General features: G+C 57.3%; 24 protein-coding genes. 18 read left to right on the plus strand and 6 right to left on the minus strand.

Annotated elements, in window-relative coordinates; all coding sequences use genetic code 11:
• The first annotated feature begins 34 nt into the window (after positions 1 to 34).
• From L0664_RS18540 to L0664_RS05875, 8 genes are all read left to right on the plus strand, one after another.
• Positions 35 to 160, plus strand: a complete 126-nt coding sequence (locus L0664_RS18540; protein WP_268821551.1) for a hypothetical protein — start codon at positions 35 to 37, stop codon at positions 158 to 160.
• 141 nt (positions 161 to 301) lie between these two features.
• Positions 302 to 2,611 (plus strand): outer membrane protein assembly factor BamA, encoded by a 2,310-nt coding sequence (bamA, locus tag L0664_RS05845; RefSeq protein ID WP_235224679.1) that lies wholly within the window; start codon positions 302 to 304, stop codon positions 2,609 to 2,611.
• Complete coding sequence (locus L0664_RS05850) at positions 2,611 to 3,198, plus strand: OmpH/Skp family outer membrane protein (protein ID WP_235224680.1); 588 nt, start codon at positions 2,611 to 2,613, stop codon at positions 3,196 to 3,198. The genes bamA and L0664_RS05850 overlap by 1 nt, the downstream gene beginning before the upstream one ends.
• A 94-nt stretch (positions 3,199 to 3,292) precedes the next feature.
• On the plus strand, positions 3,293 to 3,766 hold the full coding sequence (fabZ, locus tag L0664_RS05855) for a 3-hydroxyacyl-ACP dehydratase FabZ (RefSeq protein ID WP_235224681.1): 474 nt from the start codon (positions 3,293 to 3,295) through the stop codon (positions 3,764 to 3,766).
• Positions 3,767 to 4,546: an acyl-ACP--UDP-N-acetylglucosamine O-acyltransferase gene (lpxA, locus tag L0664_RS05860; protein WP_235224682.1), complete on the plus strand. Its 780-nt coding sequence runs from the start codon at positions 3,767 to 3,769 to the stop codon at positions 4,544 to 4,546. It begins immediately after the preceding gene.
• The gene (locus L0664_RS05865) at positions 4,543 to 5,451 is read left to right on the plus strand and encodes an LpxI family protein (RefSeq protein WP_235224683.1); all 909 of its coding nucleotides are present in this window, start codon (positions 4,543 to 4,545) and stop codon (positions 5,449 to 5,451) included. Before lpxA ends, L0664_RS05865 begins: the two co-directional genes overlap by 4 nt.
• On the plus strand, positions 5,448 to 6,602 hold the full coding sequence (gene lpxB, locus L0664_RS05870; protein WP_235224684.1) for a lipid-A-disaccharide synthase: 1,155 nt from the start codon (positions 5,448 to 5,450) through the stop codon (positions 6,600 to 6,602). The genes L0664_RS05865 and lpxB overlap by 4 nt, the downstream gene beginning before the upstream one ends.
• Before the next feature lie 37 nt (positions 6,603 to 6,639).
• The gene (locus L0664_RS05875; RefSeq protein ID WP_235224685.1) at positions 6,640 to 7,404 is read left to right on the plus strand and encodes an HpcH/HpaI aldolase family protein; all 765 of its coding nucleotides are present in this window, start codon (positions 6,640 to 6,642) and stop codon (positions 7,402 to 7,404) included.
• Here the strand turns inward: L0664_RS05875 and L0664_RS05880 are convergent.
• The gene (locus tag L0664_RS05880) at positions 7,401 to 8,513 is read right to left on the minus strand and encodes a Ppx/GppA phosphatase family protein (protein WP_235224686.1); all 1,113 of its coding nucleotides are present in this window, start codon (positions 8,511 to 8,513) and stop codon (positions 7,401 to 7,403) included. The two genes, L0664_RS05875 and L0664_RS05880, sit on opposite strands and share 4 nt — an antisense overlap.
• Positions 8,514 to 8,716: 203 nt before the next feature.
• On the opposite strand from L0664_RS05880, the gene L0664_RS05885 reads away from it, so the two are divergent.
• The 4 genes from L0664_RS05885 to L0664_RS05900 are packed head-to-tail and all read left to right on the plus strand — an operon-like array spanning position 8,717 to position 11,804.
• Complete coding sequence (locus L0664_RS05885; RefSeq protein WP_235224687.1) at positions 8,717 to 9,013, plus strand: virulence factor; 297 nt, start codon at positions 8,717 to 8,719, stop codon at positions 9,011 to 9,013.
• Positions 9,014 to 9,033: 20 nt separating this feature from the next.
• Positions 9,034 to 9,969, plus strand: a complete 936-nt coding sequence (locus L0664_RS05890) for a methylenetetrahydrofolate reductase (protein ID WP_235224688.1) — start codon at positions 9,034 to 9,036, stop codon at positions 9,967 to 9,969.
• 1 nt (position 9,970) lies between these two features.
• Entirely contained in the window at positions 9,971 to 11,050 is a 1,080-nt protein-coding gene (locus tag L0664_RS05895; protein ID WP_235224689.1) for a methyltetrahydrofolate cobalamin methyltransferase, read from the plus strand.
• Between the two features lie 10 nt (positions 11,051 to 11,060).
• Positions 11,061 to 11,804 (plus strand): hypothetical protein, encoded by a 744-nt coding sequence (locus tag L0664_RS05900; protein ID WP_235224690.1) that lies wholly within the window; start codon positions 11,061 to 11,063, stop codon positions 11,802 to 11,804.
• Positions 11,805 to 11,810: 6 nt separating this feature from the next.
• On the opposite strand, the gene L0664_RS05905 is transcribed toward L0664_RS05900, so the two are convergent.
• Both L0664_RS05905 and mnmA read right to left on the minus strand, forming a co-directional pair.
• A complete protein-coding gene (locus L0664_RS05905) occupies positions 11,811 to 12,455 on the minus strand; it encodes a class I SAM-dependent methyltransferase (protein ID WP_235224691.1) in 645 nt (214 codons plus the stop codon).
• A complete protein-coding gene (mnmA, locus tag L0664_RS05910; protein ID WP_235224692.1) occupies positions 12,400 to 13,539 on the minus strand; it encodes a tRNA 2-thiouridine(34) synthase MnmA in 1,140 nt (379 codons plus the stop codon). Before mnmA ends, L0664_RS05905 begins: the two co-directional genes overlap by 56 nt.
• Before the next feature lie 143 nt (positions 13,540 to 13,682).
• On the opposite strand from mnmA, the gene sciP reads away from it, so the two are divergent.
• From sciP to L0664_RS18545, 5 genes are all read left to right on the plus strand, one after another.
• Positions 13,683 to 13,961, plus strand: a complete 279-nt coding sequence (sciP, locus tag L0664_RS05915; RefSeq protein WP_235224693.1) for a CtrA inhibitor SciP — start codon at positions 13,683 to 13,685, stop codon at positions 13,959 to 13,961.
• Between the two features lie 93 nt (positions 13,962 to 14,054).
• Positions 14,055 to 14,774, plus strand: a complete 720-nt coding sequence (gene ctrA, locus L0664_RS05920) for a response regulator transcription factor CtrA (RefSeq protein WP_235224694.1) — start codon at positions 14,055 to 14,057, stop codon at positions 14,772 to 14,774.
• 156 nt (positions 14,775 to 14,930) lie between these two features.
• Positions 14,931 to 17,051, plus strand: coding sequence for an NAD-dependent DNA ligase LigA (gene ligA / locus L0664_RS05925; protein WP_235224695.1), 2,121 nt, complete (start codon positions 14,931 to 14,933; stop codon positions 17,049 to 17,051).
• Complete coding sequence (recG, locus tag L0664_RS05930) at positions 17,048 to 19,138, plus strand: ATP-dependent DNA helicase RecG (RefSeq protein WP_235224905.1); 2,091 nt, start codon at positions 17,048 to 17,050, stop codon at positions 19,136 to 19,138. The genes ligA and recG overlap by 4 nt, the downstream gene beginning before the upstream one ends.
• 109 nt (positions 19,139 to 19,247) lie before the next feature.
• Complete coding sequence (locus tag L0664_RS18545) at positions 19,248 to 19,370, plus strand: hypothetical protein (RefSeq protein WP_268821552.1); 123 nt, start codon at positions 19,248 to 19,250, stop codon at positions 19,368 to 19,370.
• Positions 19,371 to 19,567: 197 nt separating this feature from the next.
• Here L0664_RS18545 and L0664_RS05935 read toward each other — a convergent pair whose 3' ends face one another.
• Positions 19,568 to 20,020 carry an iron-sulfur cluster assembly scaffold protein gene (locus tag L0664_RS05935; protein ID WP_235224696.1) on the minus strand — a complete coding sequence of 151 codons (453 nt, stop codon included), beginning with the start codon at positions 20,018 to 20,020 and terminating at the stop codon, positions 19,568 to 19,570.
• Positions 20,021 to 20,101: 81 nt separating this feature from the next.
• Here L0664_RS05935 and hisI point away from each other — a divergent pair, with 81 nt between their 5' ends.
• On the plus strand, positions 20,102 to 20,470 hold the full coding sequence (gene hisI, locus L0664_RS05940; protein ID WP_235224697.1) for a phosphoribosyl-AMP cyclohydrolase: 369 nt from the start codon (positions 20,102 to 20,104) through the stop codon (positions 20,468 to 20,470).
• On the opposite strand, the gene gluQRS is transcribed toward hisI, so the two are convergent.
• Complete coding sequence (gluQRS, locus tag L0664_RS05945) at positions 20,453 to 21,295, minus strand: tRNA glutamyl-Q(34) synthetase GluQRS (RefSeq protein WP_235224698.1); 843 nt, start codon at positions 21,293 to 21,295, stop codon at positions 20,453 to 20,455. The genes hisI and gluQRS overlap by 18 nt on opposite strands.
• Positions 21,292 to 21,921, minus strand: coding sequence for a class I SAM-dependent DNA methyltransferase (locus L0664_RS05950; RefSeq protein ID WP_235224699.1), 630 nt, complete (start codon positions 21,919 to 21,921; stop codon positions 21,292 to 21,294). The genes gluQRS and L0664_RS05950 overlap by 4 nt, the downstream gene beginning before the upstream one ends.
• Positions 21,922 to 21,924 lie beyond the last annotated feature (3 nt).

The raw sequence follows: 21,924 nt of genomic DNA on the forward strand, positions 1-21,924 counted from the left end.
ATCTTCGCCGAGTTACGAAACCGAGGAGAGACCGATGCAAACCATTACAGCTGGATATCAGGGCGTTAGCCTTTTGGTGAACCTGAATTGGGATCGCATCATCTATCTTGGTACGATTGTTGGCGCGCTTGGGCTCGGTGCGTGGGCAGGGGCCCAGTAAGCCAAGGCCGACTGGCGACAATTCCAAACATTTTCGAACGCGTCCTTTGGTTGGTCCCAAGCGGCGCGTTTGTTGCTTTTGACAACCCCTTGCGGGGGGGGTAGACCGAGGGGACTTGGGATGTCGAAACGAGCAAAAAAAATGATAAACACGTTGCAGGCCGCAAACCGTATTTTGGGACGCTTTCGAGGGGGTGCTATTGTTGCACTGATGCTCGTGTTGGGGATGATGGCCTTTGCCAGCCCCGCAGCGGCGCAGAATTTCAATTTCTCCAACGTGTCCGTTGAGGGCAACCAGCGAATCGAAACAGCGACGATCCTGACCTATTTGGGGTTTAGCCGTGGTGAAACGGTCACTGCGGGTGCGGTGAATGATGCCGCCCAGCGGATCCGCGCCACTGGCTTGTTTGAAACCGTCGATGTTGTGCCCCAAGGCAACACATTGGTCATCCGCGTCACCGAATTCCCGACCGTGAACCGCATTACATTTGAAGGCAACGCGCGCGTCCGTGACGCCGAATTGTCTGCCGTTGTGAACAGCCAGCCGCGCCGTGTCTACAGCCCGAGCCAGGCCGAAGCAGACACCGCCGCGATCACCCGCGTTTATGCGGATCAGGGCCGCATCAACGCAACCGTCGCCCCGCGTATCATCGAGAGGTCCGACAACCGCGTCGATCTGGTGTTTGAAGTCTTCGAAGGCGGTCTGACCGAAGTCGAGCGTATCGGTTTTGTCGGCAACCGCGCCTTTAGCGAACGTCGTTTGCGCCGTGTTCTGGAAACCAAACAGGCGGGTATCCTGCGCGCCCTGATTGGAACTGACACCTTTATCGCGGACCGTGTGGCGTTTGATCGTCAGGTTCTGACCGATTTCTACCAGTCGCGCGGCTATGTCGATTTTCAGGTCCAGAACGTCGATGTGTCACTGACCCGCGAACGCGATGCGTATTTGATCACCTTCAATGTCCAGGAAGGGCAGAAGTTTGAATTTGGCAATGTCACCGTATCATCCGAAGTAACGGGCGCTGATCCGCTTGATTATGAAAATGCGCTGCGTCTTCGCACGGGCGTTACCTATTCGCCGGAATTGATTGAACGCGATATTGCACGCCTTGAACGTCTGGCGCTGCGCAACAACCTGAACTTTGTACGTGTTGACCCGCGTGTGACACGCAATGATCGCACGCTGACGCTGGACGTTGAATTTGTGTTGGTGAACGGCCCGCGCATCTTTGTCGAACGCATCGACATTGAGGGCAACAACACCACGCTGGACCGCGTGGTTCGGTCCCGTTTTGACGTGGTCGAAGGTGACCCGTTCAACCCACGCCAAATCCGTGAAAGCGCGGAACGTATTCGCGCGCTTGGATACTTTACCAACGCCGATGTTGATGCGCGTGAAGGATCCAGCCCTGATCAAGTCGTGATTGATGTGGACGTCGAAGAAGGCCCGACAGGATCGCTGTCTTTTGGTGGTAACTTCTCGTCTGATGCGGGTTTCAGCCTTTTGGCGCGTTTCAGTCAGCGCAATTTCTTGGGCCGTGGTCAGTCGCTTAGCTTTGTTCTTCAGGGTGGTGAAGACAATCAACAGCTGAGCTTTGGTTTCACCGAACCGCGCCTTTTGGGCCGCGATTTGTCGTTTGGCATCGACATGAGCTACACAACGACTGACAACCAAGACGCCAATTTTGACACGACCGAGGGCACGTTCCGTCCGCGCATCGGGTTCCCGGTCAGCGAAAACGGTCGTGTGACGTTGTTCTATGCATACGACTATACAGACATTACCGATCCTGCGACGGGCATTTCCCCGTTCATTGCGGCTGATATTGGTTCGGTCGGAACGAACGCCTTGGGGTATAGCTACAGCTATGACACCCGCCGCACCGGTCTTAACCCCAACGCGGGTGTTCTTTTCCGGTTCGGGCAGGAGTTCGGGGTCGGCGACAGCACCTATATTGAAACCACCGCAGAGATCACGGGTCAGACGCTCGTCCTGAACGAAGAAGTGACGTTGCGCGCCACCCTCGAAGGCGGCCTGATCGATTACACCAGCGGCGAAAGCCGCATCACAGACCGTTACTTCCTTGGCAGCAGCACGATGCGCGGTTTTGAACCTTCGGGCATTGGCCCGCGTGACATCAACACTGGCGACGCCTTGGGTGGTAACGCCTATGCGGTTGCGCGCCTTGAGGCGGAATTCCCGCTTGGTCTGCCAGAAGAATACGGCCTGTCGGGGGGTGTTTTCCTGGATTACGGGTCTGTCTGGGACATTGGCCGCGCGACGGGTGGTGATGTGGAATACGATGATTTCACGCCGCGCACGATTGCAGGTGTATCGATCTTTTGGGACACGCCGATTGGCCCATTGCGGTTCAACTTTACCGAACCATTGGACGTGCAACCCAACGATATTACCAAGCGCTTTGATGTGACGATTTCTACGGAATTCTGATGCCGCGCATATTGGCCTGCATACTGTTTTGCGCCTTTGCCACGTTGGCACGGGCGCAACCGCTGGCAGCCCAAAACGAATTCACCGTTACGGATGGGCAGGTGACGTCTGCGATTGTCACTGTCGACGTGGATCGTTTGTTTTCTCAAAGCCGGTTCGGGGAACGTATTGGGCTGGAATACAACGAGGGCCGAGAAGCGCTTGCGCTTGAAAATCGCCGCATAGCCAATGCCCTTCGCAATGAAGAACTTGCCCTGGCCGCACAGCGCCCTGACATGGACCCTGATGTGTTTCGCCAAGAAGCAGAGGCCTTTGACGACAAGGCACAGGGCATCCGGCGCGCCCAAGACGCAAAAGAACGCGAGCTCGAAGAAACGTTGACCGTGGGCCGTGACCAGTTTCTTGAGGCTGCGCGGCCGATTTTAGGCCAGTTGATGGTTGATCGTGGTGCGTCTGCAATTCTGGATCGCCGGTCTGTTTTGTTGTCCTTGGGAAGCATTGATGTGACCGAGATTGCCCTTGAACGCATCGATGATGCCCTTGGCGATGGCATGGAATCCGCGCCGTCCGCGACCCCTGAAAACTAGTCGCGCCTTGAAGCAGGCGTTCGGGCTTGTTAGGCAGATAACATAAAAACACGGCCAAGACCAAAGGGGCACAGACCCCGTGGGGGAGAATACCATGTCCGACACTGACACAGCACCGATCACATCGGCTGATATCCAGCTTATCCAGCGGATCATCCCGCATCGCTATCCGTTTCTTTTGGTCGATAAAGTCAAAGACATCGACGGCACATCAAGTGCGACGGGCATCAAGAATGTCACGATGAACGAACCCCATTTTCAGGGCCATTTCCCAGGCACGCCAATCATGCCCGGTGTGACCATTATCGAAGCCATGGCGCAAACATCTGCCGTCATGGTTGGTGCCACGATGGGGCTGATGGACAAAAATATGCTGATCTATTTCATGGGCATTGATGGCTGCAAATTCCGCCGCAAAGTTGTTCCCGGTGACGTTCTTGAAATGAAAGTTGAAACGACGCGCGGCAAGCCTGGCGGTAAGGTGTGGAAATTCAAAGGTGTGGCCACCGTGGACGGTGAACTCGCCGCTGAGGCTGAATTTACCGCGATGATGGATATGCAAAGCTAAATGACCATTCACCCCTCTGCGATTATCGAAGACGGCGCCCGGATCGGGGCGGATGTGTCTATTGGGCCGTTCTGTGTGGTCGGCCCTAAGGTGGTTCTGGGCGATCGCGTGACGTTGAAATCCCATGTGGTTGTCACCGGTGATACGTCTGTTGGCGCTGACACCACGATCTTTCCGTTCTGCTGCATCGGCGAAATTCCACAAGATGTGAAATTTCAGGGTGAGGCCGCCAAACTTGTGATCGGGGAACGCAACCGCATCCGCGAACACGTCACCATGAACCCCGGCACCAGTGGCGGCGGCGGGATCACATCTGTTGGTGACGACGGATTTTTCCTTGCGGGATGTCACGTGGCCCATGATGCCCGCGTCGGGGATCGCGTAATAATCGTGAACCAATCGGCGGTCGCGGGGCACTGCATTATCGAAGATGATGTTATCATCGGCGGGCTGTGCGGCATCCATCAGTTTGTGCGCATCGGGCGCGGCGCCATCATCGGCGCATTGTCGATGGTCACGAACGACGTGATCCCGCACGGGCTGGTCATGGGGCCGCGCGGTGAACTGGACGGGCTGAACCTTGTCGGGTTGAAGCGGCGCGGGGTGTCGCGCAGCGATATCACAGCCCTGCGTGTGGCGTTTCAGACCCTCAAAGACGGGGAGGGATCGTTCATGGAACGTGCCCGCCGGTTGGGCGATGAAACGGACAGCGAATACGTATCCCAGATGGTGAATTTCATCCTGAGCGACACGGACCGCCACTTTTTGACGCCGCGATGACTGTCGCGCTGATTGCGGGGACAGGCGGATTGCCCCCCCACATTGCCGGCAGCCTGATGGCGCAAGGACGTGTGCCCGTGATCTGCGAAATGCGCGGCTTTCCAAGTGATGTGAAAGGTGAGTTCACCCGCATCCCGTTTCGCATCGAAACCCTTGGGACGTTCTTGCAAGCCCTGACGTCTTTGGGCGTCACCGAGGTCTGTATGGTCGGGGCTGTGCAGCGCCCCGACGTGGACCCCAGCGCGATTGATGCCCTCACAGCGCCACTTGTCCCGCGGCTGATGGCAGCGATGGCCAAGGGGGACGATGGTACCTTGCGCGAAATCATTGCGATCTTTGAAGAACACGGGTTCACTGTGATCGGTGCGCATCAGATTGCACCGGATTTGATGCCCGTGGCCGGGGTGCAAACCAATGTGGCCCCACCGGATCTGATGCAAGATTTGGCCGTTGCGCAAATGGCGCTGACCAGTATGGGGCAGGCTGATATGGGGCAGGCCATGTTGGTGCGCGATTGTGCCGTGATTGCCCGTGAAGACGCACGCGGCACGGCAGCGATGCTACAAGACTTCAGCGATCCGTTGCGCGATACGTCGCATTCATCCGGTGGCGCAGATATTTTCGGCCTTGTCGAAGATGTGGTTGGCGGCGTCGCCGATTGGCTGTCGGGCGCGGATGATGATGGCCGCGCACCGGGGGCGGGTGCGTTTTTGTACAAGGCCCCCAAACCGGATCAAAGCCTGCTGGCGGACATGCCCATGATTGGCCCTGACACCGCAATGCAAGCCGCCGAGGCAGGACTATCTGGCATCGTTATACCAGAAGGGCGCGTTATGGTTCTGGACCTGCCACAGGTCGTCACCATTCTGAACGCGCAGTCCATGTTTCTGTGGGTGACGCCATGAAGGTGTTTGTCATCGCGGGTGAACCGTCGGGTGATAAGCTGGGCGGTGCATTGATGGCCGGTTTGCGCACCGAAGTCCCTGATGTGACGTTCGAAGGCATCGGCGGCCCTTTGATGCAAGGCCAAGGCGTGCAGAGCTTGTTTGCGATGGAAGAACTGTCCCTCATGGGGATTGCCGAGATTTTGCCGAAATACCGCCATCTCAAACGTCGTATCCGTGAAACCGCTGAGGCCGTGATTGCCGCCAAGCCGGATGTTTTGATCACCATTGATAGCCCTGATTTCTGCCTGCGCGTGGCGCGGCTGGTCAAAGCGGCGTCTGATATTCGCACCGTTCACTATGTCGCGCCAACGGTATGGGCGTGGCGGGCAGGGCGCGCGCAAAAGATGGCGCGCCATATTGATCACGTGCTTGCGCTGTTCCCGTTTGAACCGCCCTACATGCAGGCCGCGGGGATGGAATGTGATTTTGTCGGCCATCCGGTTGCCGGAGAACCCGCCGTTACCGAAGATGAAGTCGCAGCGCTGATCAACAAATACGGTCTGGCTGCGGGCGCGGACCAGATTGTAATCCTTCCCGGATCGCGCCGTTCGGAAATAGAACGATTGGGCGACACATTTGTGTCAGCCATCCAAGCGGCCAAAATCCCGAACAAACACGTGATCCTTCCCACGTTGCCCCATCTGCGCGACCGCGTCGCAGAGGTGTTTGCGCCTGTGTTGAAGGATGGCGGTGGCGTCATCGTGGATGGTACGGGCTTGTCGCCCGAAGGCGCTGCACGCGAACGCCTTGTGGCTATGGCCGCAGGTGATGTTGCTTTGGCGGCGTCTGGCACTGTATCGCTTGAACTGGCCGCTGCGCGCACGCCAATGGTGATCGCCTATGATATGAACTGGATCAGCCGCGTGATCATCAGCCGGATGCTGCTGACCGACACGGTGACTTTGGTCAATCTGGTTAGCGAAACCCGCGTGGTGCCTGAATTTATCGGCAAGGAGTGTCAGCCCGGACCGATCGCCAATGCGCTTGAGGGTGTGTTCGCGGACCCAGCGGCGCAATACACCGCACTTGAGGCTACGATGCAGCGCCTTGGCCGTGGTGGTGACGCCCCCGGATTGCGCGCCGCGCGTGCGGTGCTTGCGCGTCTGTGATCCTGACCCCAAGCTGTCCCAAACGCAGGAGACACAAATGCCAGCCCCTATCAATGCCCTCAAATCCGCCCTCGAAAAAGGGGATGTGCAATCCGGTGTTTGGCTAACGATGGCCAATGGTGCGGTTGCCGAAATTGCCGGAAAGGCGGGCTTTGATTGGTGTCTGATTGATGCTGAACACGGGCCAAATACCCTCACCTCGATTGCGGCACAATTGCAGGCCCTGGCCGGAACACCCGCCCATGCCGCCGTACGCGTCCCTATGGGGGAAGGCTGGATGCTGAAACAGGTTCTTGATCTGGGCGTGCAGACGATTGTTGTGCCAATGGTCAACACCCCAGAACAGGCCGCACAGGTTGCCGCTGCCGTGCGCTACCCCGGTGCAGGATCACGCGGCATGGGGGCGGTTCTGGCACGTGCGTCCGGCTACGGTGAAATCGTCGATTACGTCAGTTCCGCCAATGATCAGATTTTCCTGTTCGTTCAAATCGAAAGCGCTGAGGCCGTGGCCAATGTCGATGCCATCGCGGCCACCCCGGGTGTTGATGGCGTCTTTGTCGGTCCCGCCGATCTGAGCGCGGATATGGGATTTGTCGGGCAATACGACGCGCCCGAGGTTTTGGCCGCAATTGATCATGTCTATGCCCGCGCCAAAGTGGCCGGAAAGGCCATCGGCACAATCGTTTTTGATGAAAGCGATTTTCAAAGCCAGATTGATCGCGGCGTCACGTTTCTGGGGGTGGGCGGGGACAGTTTTGTTCTGCACACAGGGCTCAAGGCACTGGCTGCCAAAGCCCCTTAATAGGGCGCGTCTTCCAGAACGCCGTCTGCTGACATTTGCTGGTACAGCAATCCTTCGCGCAAACCGCGATCCGCGACCGATAAACGATCCGTCGGCCACAGGCGCATCAGCGTTTGCAGGATCGCAGCACCCGACATGATCAATGCTTGTCGATCCTTGCCGATGCGCGGGTCTGCTTTGCGGCCAGCCTCGCCCAGTTTCAGATATCCATGGATCACCGCATCAATCTGATCGGACGTCATGCGCAGCCCGTCGACTTTGGTGCGATCATAGCGCCGCAACCCCAGATGGCTGGCGGCAACTGTCGTGACGGTGCCGGATGTCCCTACAATCTGGAAATTCTCGCGCGACTGTTCTGCGGCTGAGGGGGCGAAGGCTTCTAGGTTTTCTTCAAAGAACCACGACATCAGGGCAAAGCGCGCCGAATCGTCTTCGACATCCGCGAACTGGTCACGCAGGGTTGCCACGCCCAAAGGTACGGAAATCCAATCAACGACTTTGGCGGCGGCAAAGGGGCCGGGGTCTTGGCGAAATCCGGAATGCAGCCGCATGATCGCGCGTGGGCGTTCGCGGGCAGGGACGTTGGTCAGGTCAATCCAGACAAGCTCGGTTGATCCGCCCCCAATATCCACCACCAAAAGCTGTTCGGTCTTGGTGCTGACCAGCGGCGCGCAGGAAATCACGGCCAAACGCGCTTCTTCTTCGGGTTGGATAATTTCCAGCGTCAGGCCGGTTTCACGTTTCACTTGGCGGATAAAATGATCCGAATTTCGCGCACGGCGGCAGGCCTCTGTGGCGACAAGGCGCATGTTGGTGACTTTGTGGCGCTGCAATTTCTGACGGCACACGCGCATGGCATTGATCGTGCGCGCCATTGAGGCGCGGGACAATTTGCCAGTCTGTTCCAACCCGTGCCCGAGCTGGACGGATTTGGAAAAGCTGTCGACCACATGAAACTGGCTGCCCTTGGGTTGGGCAATCAGCATACGGCAACTGTTCGTGCCCAAATCCAGCGCAGCATAAAGCTGTGCGGGGTCGGGCGGTTTTGGCACGGTGTGCTCAACCGGTATTGGGAACGCGCCCGCACCATCGGGACGCTTGGGCGTCATTTTAACGCCCTCCATTTCGAGTTACCCTAAAGGTAAGCGCGAGGTGGGGTTCGCGCAAGGCTTGTGATGCCTCTCATGGTGATGATGAAGATTATGGGAACCAACAGGGGTCGCCAAAAGCGGCGCGAATGTCGAAAATAGGCGTCGTAGATAAACGCACCGCAGATAGGTGTTGTGCAACGCTAGGGAGGCGCAAGATTCGCATGGCAGACGTCACGATCGTATATTGGCGGGACATCCCCGCGCAGGTCATCGTCGGTAAGGGCCGTCGGGGCACTAAAATTCAACTGACCGAACGGTTTGAACAGGCGATTGACCGCGCTGCGATGAAATCGGGCGCTGCGGGCACGGATGATTATCTGGCGGATTGGCGCAAAGCCGCCGCCTATTCCGTTGATGGCGCCGATGCAGATGTCGCAGCAGCCGAAGCTGCGCGTTTGGAAGCCGAATACGACAAAGACCGCCTAATGGTTCTTATCAACAATGATGGCCGCGCTTGAGCGCGTTGGGAGACAAGCTGATGGCACTTTTGAATTTTCGCAAAAAGGTAGAAGAGCCGAGCGGCGTGAACCCCGAGCTTGAGGCGTTTCTGGATGGCTATTCCATCGAGATCATGCCGCGCACCGCCGAAAAGGTCGAAGATTTCACCGCGTTGCTGCCCAAAGGCACGCGCGTTTACATCGCCCACATCGAAGGTACGCCGATTGAAGATATGGTTGCCACGGCAAAACGTCTGGCCGCTGATGGCTACCCTGTCATGCCGCATTTTCCGGCGCGCATCATCAACGACGCTGCAACGCTGGAAAACTGGATCGCGATGTATCAGGGCGAAGCAGGCGTTGATCAGGCGTTGTTGCTTGCGGGTGGTGTGACGAATCCGCATGGCGATTTTGAAAGCTCGATGCAGCTTTTGGAAAACGGCGCATTTGATCGCGCAGGGTTCAAACGTCTGCACGTTGCGGGCCACCCAGAGGGCAACAAAGACATCGACCCCAAAGGTGGTACTGCCAATGTGGATGACGCGTTGCGCTGGAAGCAGAAATTTTCTGAAACCACAGATGCCGACATGGCGCTGGCCACGCAATTCGCGTTTGAATCCGGCCCGATCATCGAATGGGCGGACAGCCTAAAAGCCGCTGGCATCACGATCCCGATCCACATCGGGATCGCGGGCCCCGCAAAGTTGCAAACGATGATCAAATTCGCGATTGCCTGCGGTGTTGGTCCGTCGCTCAAGGTGCTGCAAAAGCGCGCCAAGGATGTGACCAAACTGTTGCTCCCGTTTGAGCCGACACACGTGCTGACAGAGCTTGCCGCCCACAAAGCCGCGAACCCCGACAGCAACATCGAACGTGTCCATTTCTTCCCCCTTGGCGGTATCAAAACCAACGCCAATTGGGCCATCCAACATGGCGGTTCTTCGACCGTTCCTGCAAATCCAGCTGAAGGCGTCTGATATGACCCGCACCGTAATTGAATCCAAAACCAAGACCGCCATCATCGGCTTTGACCAGCCGTTCTGCGTGATTGGTGAACGTATCAACCCCACAGGCCGCAAAATCCTGAACGAGGAACTAGAGGCAGGCGATTTTTCACGGGTTGAGGCAGACGCGATTGCGCAAACAATGGCGGGTGCCACGGTTCTGGACATCAACTCGGGTGCTGTGTTTTCCAATAAGATGGCCGAAGATCCGCGCTATGCGGACAACAACTTTGTTGAACCTGCCTTAATGGAAGAACTCGTGAAGCGGGTTCAAGCGATTGTCGACACGCCGCTGTGCATCGATTCATCCGTCCCCGGCGCGCTGGAAAATGGTCTTGCCGCCGCTGAGGGGCGCCCGTTGCTCAACTCTGTGACAGGCGAAGAAGACCGCATGGAATTGGTCCTGCCGCTGGTCAAGAAATACAATGTGCCTGTTGTCGCGATTTCCAACGATGACACGGGTATCTCTGAGGACCCTGATGTGCGCTTTGCCGTTGCCAAAAAGATCGTGGAACGGGCCGCTGATTTCGGCATTCCGGCCCATGATATCGTGGTCGATCCGCTGGTCATGCCAATCGGTGCGATGGGCACGGCGGGTTTGCAGGTGTTCACATTGGTGCGCCGTTTGCGCGAAGAACTCGGCGTGAACACGACCTGCGGCGCGTCCAACATTTCGTTTGGTTTGCCCAACCGGCACGGCATCAACAATGCATTTCTGCCCATGGCGATGGCCGCTGGCATGACCTCCGCGATCATGAACCCTGTGGCGCTGCCCGTTGGCCCTCTCAAAATCGCTGAGAAAAAGGCCCAGATCGAAGCGGCGGGTATCATCCTGCCCGAAGGCATTGATGACGAAACCTTCGTGACGCTGTTTGGCATGGGGTCCACGAAACCCCGCGCGGGTAAGGAAATGGAAGCCATCCGCGCTGCCAACTTCCTGACCAATAACGACGATGGTGGTGCGGCTTGGATCACCATGAACCGCGAAGCCCCCAAAGCCGGCCAAGAAGGCCGCGGTCGGGCAGGGCGCACAGGCGGACGCCGCCGCGCTTAGCGTGACCATCATGAGACGACTGGCAGGCCACGGTGCGCTGATTGTCATCCTGACGATGTTGACCCAATTAGGTGGCATCGCGTGGGGTCTGGCATTGCTGTTTCGCCGGCGGAGTCTTGCGTTTGTACTTTTTTACGCGGGCCTTTCGACGGGGGCGATGTACGTCGCACCCGTTATGGGGCGGGTGCCGCTGTCATGTTTGTCAGACCAAGCCTTGACCGTGCAATCCCCGATGTATTGCGTCTTGAACCGTCAGTATGTGACGCCCGAGCTGCGTGATGTTCTTGTGGATATGTCACAGCATATGGATGAAACATTCCCCGGAACGGTGACGCAGGTTCTGGATGCCAATTTTCCCTTTGTAACAGGGTTTCCGTTGCTGCCGCATCTGTCGCATCATGACGGGCGCAAAGTGGATCTGGCGTTCTATTACCGTAATGGAGATGGATATAGTCCACGTGCCACCCGTTCGCCCATTGGCTATTTCGCGTTTGAAGACGGGCCAACGCAATGCCCGCAACAATGGCCAACGTTAAGATGGAATTTGGGTTGGCTGCAGGGGCTTTGGCGAGACCTGCGTGTTGATGAACCCCTTATGGTCGCGGCGCTAAACTGGCTTGGCCGCGATGATCGCATTGGCAAAATTTTTATCGAACCCCATTTGCAAGCCAGCCTTGGAATTGCCCATCCCAAGGTTCGCTTTCAAGGATGCCGCGCGGCGCGCCATGACGATCATATTCACATCCAACTGTAAGAGCCTTTAGGGGATCATAAACACATCATAGCGCGTTGATTTGCCGATGATCTGGTGCGAGCACGTGCGCACGCCGTCCATTGGGTCGGCCTTAGCAGGCCATTTGAGGACGACGCGCTGTTTGGCGTGCTCCAGTGCCACCCGCAGCAGATCGGCGGCGTCGTCATCCGTGCCCACAATCTCGCGCACCTGGCGCAGTTCGCGTTTCACAAGGGCCTTGGTTTTGCGCGGTGGATGCATCGGGTCGATCAGGATGGCATCGCCTGACAGCGGCGGGATCAGGTCCTTGGCATCGCCATGCAGCAGCGTCATGCGGGAAATGATGTCGGCGTATTCTCCGCCTTCAGCTGCTGCGCGTGCCATGCCGTCCGTCAAAAGCGCATACATTTGTGCGGATCGTTCAATCAGCGTGACGTCAGCCCCGAGCGATGCCAGCAAAAACGCATCGCGGCCCAAGCCCGCCGTTGCATCTACGATCAATGGCGTCTTGCCGTTCTTCAGCCCCATCGCACGGGCCAAATCCTGCCCACGACCGCCACCAAATTTAAGCCGATGCCCCACGGCACCGCCAACAAAATCAACCGTTAGGGGTGTTTCAGTAGCCACGCCAAATCCAGCCACCGCCAAAGATGCGGCTGCTGTCGTTGTCATAAAACACACAGGCCTGACCGGGGGCGACGCCTTCTTCGGGTGTCAGCAGTTCCACCTCGGCGGTGGTTGCAGACAACGGGCGCACAATCGCCTCAACCGGTGGCTTGGTGGATCGGATTTTAACGCCCATGTGGCGTTCGCCCACCGCGTCAAATGCGTCGTCACCCAGCCAATTGATTTCACGGATCGGAACCGTGCGCGTCGTGAGCATGTCTTTGGGCCCAACGATGACGTGCTGTTTGTCGACGTCCAGTTTGACCACATAGAGCGGATCGGCAAGCCCACCGATGCCAAGCCCGCGCCGCTGCCCGATGGTGTAATGGATCACGCCGTTGTGCTGCGCCAGAACGTTGCCGTCCACATCAACAATATCGCCAGGTTCCGCAGCACCCGGGCGTAATTTTTCGATAACGGCGGCGTAATTGCCGTTGGGCACAAAACAAATGTCCTGGCTGTCGGGTTTGTCCGCCAGCGCCAGCCCGTACTTGCGCGCAAGGGCACGTGTTTCATCCTTCGACGCATGATGGCCCAGCGGGAAGCGCAGATAATCCAGCTGTTCAGGCGTGGTCGAGAACAGGAAATAGCTTTGATCCTTAGACGCATCTGCCGCTGAATGTAGCTGTGGTCCGCCATTTCCCATCATGCGCTGGATATAATGGCCCGTCGCCATACAGTCGGCATCAAGATCTTTTGCAGTCTCAAGCAGGTCTTTGAATTTCACACGTTCATTGCAGCGGATGCAGGGCACAGGCGTTGCCCCGGCAAGGTAACTGTCCGCAAATTCATCCATCACCGCTTCTTTGAACGTATTTTCATAGTCCAAGACATAGTGAGCGAAATTCATTTCTTCCGCGACGCGGCGCGCATCATGGATGTCACGCCCGGCACAACACGCACCCTTTTTGGCCAAGGCCGCGCCGTGATCATAAAGCTGTAATGTCACCCCAACCACGTCATAGCCCTGTTCCGCCAGCATCGCCGCCACAACAGAACTGTCCACACCGCCCGACATCGCAACCACAACGCGGGTTTCCGAGGGCGGCTTTGCAAAGCCGAGAGAATTCAAAGCAGGGTCGAGGGGCATAACATGTCCTATGAGGGGGCAGTCGTTAAGGATATCTGGTGCAATATAGGAAAAGTGTAATCACTCTCAAGGGGCGGCTTTACACTGTGTTAGTTGGTTGACGCCATGACTACCCCCATCTGATTCACTAAGGGGTGTGAGAAATGTATTTACGAAAGATAGATGGGCCAAGGTCCGTAAAGCTCCCAGACGGGACAACAATGACGCGCGCCGACCTGCCTGCGCCGGAAACCCGCCGCTGGGTCGCGTCGCGCAAAGCAACGGTTGTAAGGGCTGTGGCCTATGGTCTGTTGACCCGCGATGAGGCGAAAGAAACCTACGGGCTGTCCGACGATGAACTGGGCGAATGGGAAACAGCGGTGCGTGATCACGGTGAAGTTGCGTTAAAAGCAACATCTTTGCAAAAATATCGACAACTTTAGGGAGAGTTGTAAAGTTTTCACCGCACGGTAAAGTGTTGTTAACCATTGTTACTCTAGGGTCGTGTCAGACATCGATTTGAGCGGAGAAGTTGAATGCGTGTATTGCTGGTAGAAGACGACCCATCCACGGCCAAAAGCATCGAACTGATGCTGAGCCATGCGAACCTGAACGTGTATACGACCGATTTGGGGGAGGAAGGGATCGATCTGGCAAAGCTTTACGATTACGATCTGATCCTTCTCGATATCAATTTGCCCGATATGAACGGTCACGAAGTGCTGCGTCAATTGCGGTTAAGCCGGATTGAAACGCCAATTCTGATCCTGTCGGGCGAAGACGGCACAGAAAGCAAACTCAAAGGATTCGGGTTTGGCGCTGATGATTACATGACCAAGCCGTTCCACCGCGAAGAGCTTGTCGCACGTATTCACGCCATTATCCGTCGCTCAAAAGGGCACGCGCAATCCATCATCAAAACAGGTGCCATTGCGGTAAACCTTGACGCCAAGACAGTCGAAGTCGAAGGCAGCCCTGTCCATCTGACGGGCAAGGAATATCAAATGCTCGAATTGTTGAGCCTGCGCAAAGGCACGACGCTGACAAAGGAAATGTTCCTGAACCATCTTTATGGCGGCATGGACGAACCTGAATTGAAGATCATCGATGTGTTTATCTGTAAACTTCGCAAGAAACTGTCCGAGGCGACGGGCGGCGACAACCACATCGAAACAGTCTGGGGCCGCGGCTATGTCCTGCGCGACCCAGAGCCGATGTCACAGCACGACCCCGAAAAGCTCGCTGTTGGGGCCTAAGTTTTAACAGAAGGCAGAGTTCAGAACACGAGGCGAATCGCTCACGGAACGCCGAATGACCCCACTGGGGCTGGACCTGCCCAAAGCGCGGACCTATCACTAAGCCGGAACGCAATGATGACGTGTTGTGTTGGATGGCTCAGACGGGGGTAGCGCGTGACCGCAGACATTTCGGTTGAAACACTGACCGCAGATCAAGCCGCGCAGGAACTCGCGCGGCTGGCATCTGTTTTGGCACATGCGAATGCTGACTATCATCAAAAAGATGCACCGAACCTGACGGATGCGCAGTATGACAGCCTCAAAAGACGTAACGCCGCAATCGAGGCACGGTTCCCCAAGCTTAAACGCGAAGACAGCCCATCCGATCAGGTTGGCGCAGCACCGTCGGACGGTTTCGGCAAAATCACCCATGCCGTTCGGATGCTATCGCTTGGCAATGCCTTTGAAGATGAGGACGTTGCTGAATTCGATAAATCTGTTCGTAAATTTCTGGGTCTGGACGCGGGGGCAGTTGAATATACGGCGGAACCAAAGATCGATGGTTTATCGCTGTCCGTGCGGTATGAAAACGGCGTTCTCACCCAGGCTGCGACGCGCGGGGATGGGGCCGTTGGCGAAAACGTAACGGCGAACGCGCTCACGATTGGTGATATTCCGCAAAAACTGATCGGCGCACCTGATGTCCTTGAGGTGCGGGGCGAGGTCTATATGTCCCACGCCGATTTCGATGCGTTGAATGCGCGCCAATCCGAAACGGGCGGTAAAACGTTTGCCAACCCGCGTAACGCGGCAGCAGGTTCGCTTCGCCAGTTGGATCCAACAATTACACAGTCCCGCCCCCTGAAGTTTTTCGCTTATGCTTGGGGCGATCTGTCGGCGCCTTTGGCTGCACGCCAATCCGGGGCGATTGCTCGGCTCACTGAACTGGGATTCCAAACAAACCCATTGACCAAAACCTGCGCTGGCCCCGAAGACATGATCGCCCATTATCGCGAGATTGAAGCGCAGCGCGCCCATCTTGGCTACGATATTGATGGTGTCGTATATAAGGTTGACGATCTCGCGCTTCAGGCACGGCTCGGGTTTCGCTCAACCACGCCACGCTGGGCGATCGCCCATAAATTCCCGGCTGAATTGGCGTGGACAACGCTTGAGGCGATCGACATCCAAGTTGGCCGAACGGGCGCGCTGAGCCCGGTGGCGCGTCTGACCCCTGTGACTGTCGGCGGCGTAGTCGTGTCAAATGCGACGCTCCACAACGAAGATTATATCGCTGGAAAAGGCAACAAGGGTGAAGAAATCCGCGGCGGTAAGGACGTGCGCGTGGGCGATTTGGTGCAAGTTTACCGCGCCGGTGATGTCATTCCGAAAATCGCCGACGTTGATATGAGCAAAAGGCCCGCTGATGCGGTGCCCTATGTGTTTCCGAAGATCTGCCCAAAATGCCAATCAGATGCTCTGCGTGATGATGGTGACGCGGTGCGCCGCTGTACGGGTGGTTTAATCTGCCCCGCGCAAGCCGTTGAAAAGTTGAAGCATTTTGTATCCCGCGCAGCATTTGATATCGAAGGTTTGGGCGCAAAACAGGTTGAGGCGTTTTATGTAGACGATCAATTGCCCGTCAAAGAACCTGCGGATATTTTCACCCTTCAGTCTCGGGATGCGGCGGCCCTTGGTAAGTTGTCCAATCGGGATGGTTGGGGGGCGACAAGCGTTAAAAACCTCTGGCAAGCGATTGAAGAAAAACGTGAAATTCCACTTGCGCGATTGATATTTGCACTGGGTATTCGGCATTTGGGCGAAGCGGGTTCAAATCTTCTTGCGCTCCATTACGGGACGTGGGCGGCGTTCGAAGACGCGATGACCCAAGCCCAAATTGGCGAAGGTGCAGCATGGGACGATCTGGTGGGGATTGACGGGGTCGGCGGCGTCATGGCCGCGTCCGTGATCACGACATTCCAACAAACGGCTGAGCGTGCGTCGATTGATCGGCTGGTCGCGCAATTGCGCCCCCAAGAGGCGGTCAAACCGAAATCCGACAGCCCTGTAGCGGGCAAAACCGTTGTCTTCACAGGCACGCTGGAAAAAATGACACGGGCCGAGGCGAAAGCGCGCGCCGAAAGCCTTGGTGCGAAAGTAAGCGGATCGGTCAGCGCCAAGACAGATATCCTGATTGCCGGGCCCGGCGCCGGATCGAAAGCCAAGAAAGCCACGGATTTGGGTGTGAAAACGCTTGATGAAGACGAATGGTTGGCCTTGATCGGTGCGCAATGACGGGGCGGCCGGAAATATTATGGCCGCTTTTCGGGGCATTGGGAAAACTGGACGGGATCGGCCCTAAATCCGCCCTCGCACTCGCTGCGGCGCACATCGAAAAACCGCGTGATCTGCTGTTCACATTGCCCCATTCCGGTGTGGATCGCAGGCGGCGGGATTCAATTGCGCAAATCCAACCGCCTGCGGTGTGCACGGTTGAGGTTACGGTCGGCCAACACAATGCGCCCGCCCAGCGGGGGCGCCCCTACCGCGTGATGGTCGAGGACGCAGAAACGACATTCCAGCTCGTGTTTTTTCGCAGCCATGGGGATTATCTGCGCAAACAGCTGCCAACGGGCCAGCGCCGCGTGGTGTCTGGCAAGGTCGAATTGTTCGACAGTATCGCGCAGATGGTGCACCCCGATCACATTCTAACACCGGACGACGCGGCGGACATTCCCCCGTTTGAACCTGTCTATCCGTTGACGGGCACGATGACGCAAAAGGCGATGTTCAAGGCGACGGCAGACGCATTGTCAGACCTTCCCGATCTGCCCGAATGGATCGATCCGGCGTTGCGCGAGCGTGAAAAATGGCCGACGTGGCATGAGGCGTTGCTCCAAGCGCATCGCCCCGGCAGTTCTGCCGATCTTGCGCCAACGGCATTGGCGCGACAACGGCTCGCGTATGATGAGGTGTTGGCCCATCAATTGACGCTCGCGCTGGCACGGGCGCAATCGCGCCGTGGCAAAGGGCGGGCGACGTCGGGTGACGGGGCGAAACAACGCAAGGTATTGGCCGCGTTGGAGTTTTCGCCGACAGGCGCGCAAACCCGCGCCGTGGCCGAGATCGCCAAAGATATGGCGTCGCCCCATAGAATGAACCGACTGCTTCAGGGGGATGTCGGTTCGGGCAAGACATTGGTTGCCTTGATGGCGCTGTTGAACGCGGTCGAATCTGGCGGGCAGGGCGTGATGATGGCCCCCACCGAAATCCTCGCGCGGCAGCATCTTGAAGGCTTGCGCCCCTTGGCAGAGCAGGCGGGCGTTGTTCTTGAACTTTTGACAGGACGGGACAAAGGGCGCGAACGTCAGGGGAAACTGGCCGCACTTGCGGCGGGGGATATCCAGATACTGGTCGGCACCCATGCAGTCTTTCAAAAGGACGTTGAATTTAGCGATCTGCGGCTGGCGATCATTGATGAACAACACCGCTTTGGCGTGGCACAACGAATGGAACTGGGCGCCAAGGGGGAGGCGGTGGATGTGTTGGTCATGACGGCCACGCCGATCCCGCGGTCGCTCGCGCTGGCGCAATACGGCGATATGGACGTCAGTGTTTTGGATGAAAAACCACCCGGCCGCACGCCCGTAACGACCGCCTTGGTTGCGACATCCAAGATGGATCAGGTGATCGACCGATTGCGCGCCGCCGTGGCCGAAGGGCGGCAGTGTTACTGGGTTTGTCCGCTGGTCGAGGAATCCGAAGTCAGTGATATGACCGCTGCCGAGGAACGGTTCAAACGCCTCCGCGCTGCCCTTGGGGAAGGCGTGGTTGGGCTGGTTCATGGTCAGATGCCGCCCAAAGACAAGGACGAGGGGATGCGCCGTTTTGTGGCGGGTGACACCAAGGTGCTGGTCGCCACCACGGTGATCGAGGTTGGCGTGAACGTGCCCAATGCCTCCATCATGGTGATCGAACGGGCTGAAAGTTTCGGGCTGGCGCAGCTGCACCAATTGCGCGGGCGCGTTGGGCGCGGATCGGCGAAATCCACCTGTCTGTTGATGTATCAAGCGCCCTTGTCCGAAACCGGGCAACGGCGGCTTGAGATCATGCGCGAGACCGAGGACGGGTTCCGCATTTCCGAAGAAGACCTCGCGATGCGCGGGGCAGGTGACGTGATCGGCACAGCGCAGTCAGGCCTTCCACGGTTCCGGATTGCTGATCTGGAACGTCAGGCCGCGCTGATGGAAACGGCGCAAACCGACGCTCGAAAGCTGCTTTTGGATGATCCGGCCCTTGAAACGGACCGCGGAAAGGCCGCGAGAACGCTTTTGTGGTTGATGGAGCAGGATAAAGCTATTCGTTTGATTTCAGTCGGTTAAGTCGATTTGGAACATTTTGTTCACTTTTGTTCTCAAAAAGTTCTTGCATTAAGAATTGGTAAATGAGAACAAAGGGGCAACAAAGAGAACATCATCGAGGAGCACCAAAATGGCCAAGGAAATCAAAAGCGTTATCGTCCGCTCGTCCGACACGATCATTGCCGATGCCCTTGGTATGGCGGCCCTCGTTGTGATGCTTTTCGCGGCACTTAGCTTGCCAAACCTGTTCTAACTGTCTGTCCTAACTGCCTTGCGTTTTGTGCCGGTGCCCTCAGATCACCTGTCCCAACTAATGATCTGAACGTCCGACACTGCCTGTCATGACCAAATAGGGATCCTGCCTTTCCCGACTTTACCGGTCCCACACAAAACGCTTATCTGCCGCCGCTTTCCACTGTCCCGGAAAGCGGCGGTTTTTTCTTTTGAGGCTTAGGCAGATTGGGCTTTGCGGGCTTGGGCAAAGGCATCCAGCGTGGCATCAAACGCCAGTAGGATCGACGCGTGGCGGTTTTTGTACTCTGCCGCAGGGCCAAGAACTTCGAGGCCATCAAACGGGGCGTCAGGGCTGGGCCCATCCGATTTCAACATGTCACGGAGCTGGTCGCGCCCCAGCTGAACCTCCTCCTCGGTGCGACCCAGAACGTTGTGGCCAACAACGGACGCCGCGGCCTGACCTAATGCGCAGGCTTTTACGTCTTGTCCGAAGGCCGTGATCACACCGTCCTCAAGCGTCAAATCTACAGTCACCGTTGATCCGCACAGCGGCGATCGCCGTTTGGCCGTGGCGTCCGGTGCATCCAGCCGAACGCGGTGCGGAATATCCGCCGCAAGCCCCAGAATACGGGTCGAATAGAGTTTGATCAGATCGATATCAGCCGTCATGGGATGCCCTTGGGGTTTGCCTTTGTGCGTCTGTCCTCATAGATAGGCGCGCATCGCCCACTTGCCAAAGGAAAACCGCACATGTCTTTCGATCCAGCGACTTTGACCTATGATTCCAACGGGTTGATCCCGTGTATTGCGCAACAAGAAGGCACAGGCGAAGTGTTGATGATGGCGTGGATGAACGTGGATGCGGTCGCCAAAACCCTCACGACAAAGCGCGTGACCTATTGGTCGCGGTCCCGTCAGGCATTTTGGATCAAAGGCGAAACATCCGGTCACACGCAAGAACTGGTCGATCTGCGGATCGATTGTGATCGTGATTGTTTGCTGGCCATAGTGCGCCAAACGGGCGCCGCCTGCCACACGAACCGCAGGGTGTGTTTTTACACGTCAGTGATTGACGGGACCGAGGTCGAACTTATGGCGCCGCTACAGCCCGACGCGTGATCTGATATCCGCAGGGCTTTCGCCGTCAGCGCGGTACTTTAAAATTGCCCGGGCATCGTCACGCTTGGCAAGCCGCTTGCCGTTTTCATCGCGGATCAGTCGATGGTGGTGATAGGTCGGCGCGGGCAGCCCCAGTTCCCATTGCAAGAAGCGTTGCAGATAGGTGGCCTCGAACAGGTCTTCGCCGCGGATGACGTCTGTCACGCGGGTTTCTGCATCGTCCAAAATCACGGCGAAATGATAGCTCGCCGCCATGGCGGGGCGCGCCAGAACAGGGTCACCGACGCGGGTCAGCAAGTGCTTTGCCGTGACGTCGTGGATACCGGCATGAGTCGGCCCTGTTTCGGTAAAGGCCGGCATGCGGGAGGGTGGCCCGACTGTTTTGGACAGATCGTAGCGCAACGCATCGTTTGGCGTGCGGTCCTCAAACGTTCGGGCACGGCATGTGCCGAGATAAATGCGCCCGTCCGGGCCGAAATCAGGCACGCCTTCTTGGGGGGCGTTCGCAGCGGCAGCGATGTCAGCGCGCGAACACCGACAAGGATAAACCGCCCCCAATTTGGCCAGACCGGTTAGCGCGGCTTGATAGCTTTCGAAATGATCTGACTGGCGGCGCACTGGTCCGTCCCAGCGAATGCCGAGCCAGTGCAAGTCTTCAAGAATCAAATCTTCCCATTCGGGGCGCGCGCGGGACTGATCCAGATCATCAATCCGAAGCAGAAATTTGCCACCCTGTGCCCGCGCCATGTCGTGTGCCAGCAGCGCAGAATAGGCATGGCCAAGGTGCAGCGGGCCCGTGGGGGACGGCGCGAAACGTATGATCATGAGCGGCGCAGGATGATAACGTCTGACCCGGTGACCTTTGAGTTCAGGTGCGGGCCATGGGCGCGGTGCACCAGCGTCGCGGTGCCGTCCGAAAGCACGTTGTCGAGTGCATCTGTGTAGGATCGGTCAGCCAGCGTTGGATCGTTGTAGCTGAACGCAAGCAGGCCACCCGTGCTAAGCGCGCCCAACAATTCGCCAAGCATATCCGGCCCCGCAGCGCCGAGGGAGATAACACCCGTGGCAACAATAATGCCGTAATCACCTGTTTTTACTGAAAATATTTTCGCATCGCCCAGCCAAAGCTGGCGATAAAGCGGCTGTCCATCCAGTGTTTTGGCCTGCGCATGGCCCATCATTTCAACTGAAATATCGGTGCCATCGACTTTCGAAAATCCGTGCCGTCGCAGGGCGGCGCCGGATAATCCTGTGCCGCAGCCAAAATCCAAAACCGGCTGTGTCAGGTCGACGTTTTGATCCACGAGCGCCAGCGCGATCCTGTCCGGGGTGGCATAGGCCATTCCCGTCACGTCGTCTTCATAGGTGTCGGCCCAATCGGCGTAGATCCGTTTGGTGTCTTCAACGCTGCGCGGCGTCCAGAGTTCGGAGGACTTTGTTTGGTCAGCCATGCG

The sequence above is a fragment of the Octadecabacter dasysiphoniae genome (genome assembly GCF_021532615.1).
Taxonomy (GTDB): domain Bacteria; phylum Pseudomonadota; class Alphaproteobacteria; order Rhodobacterales; family Rhodobacteraceae; genus Octadecabacter; species Octadecabacter dasysiphoniae.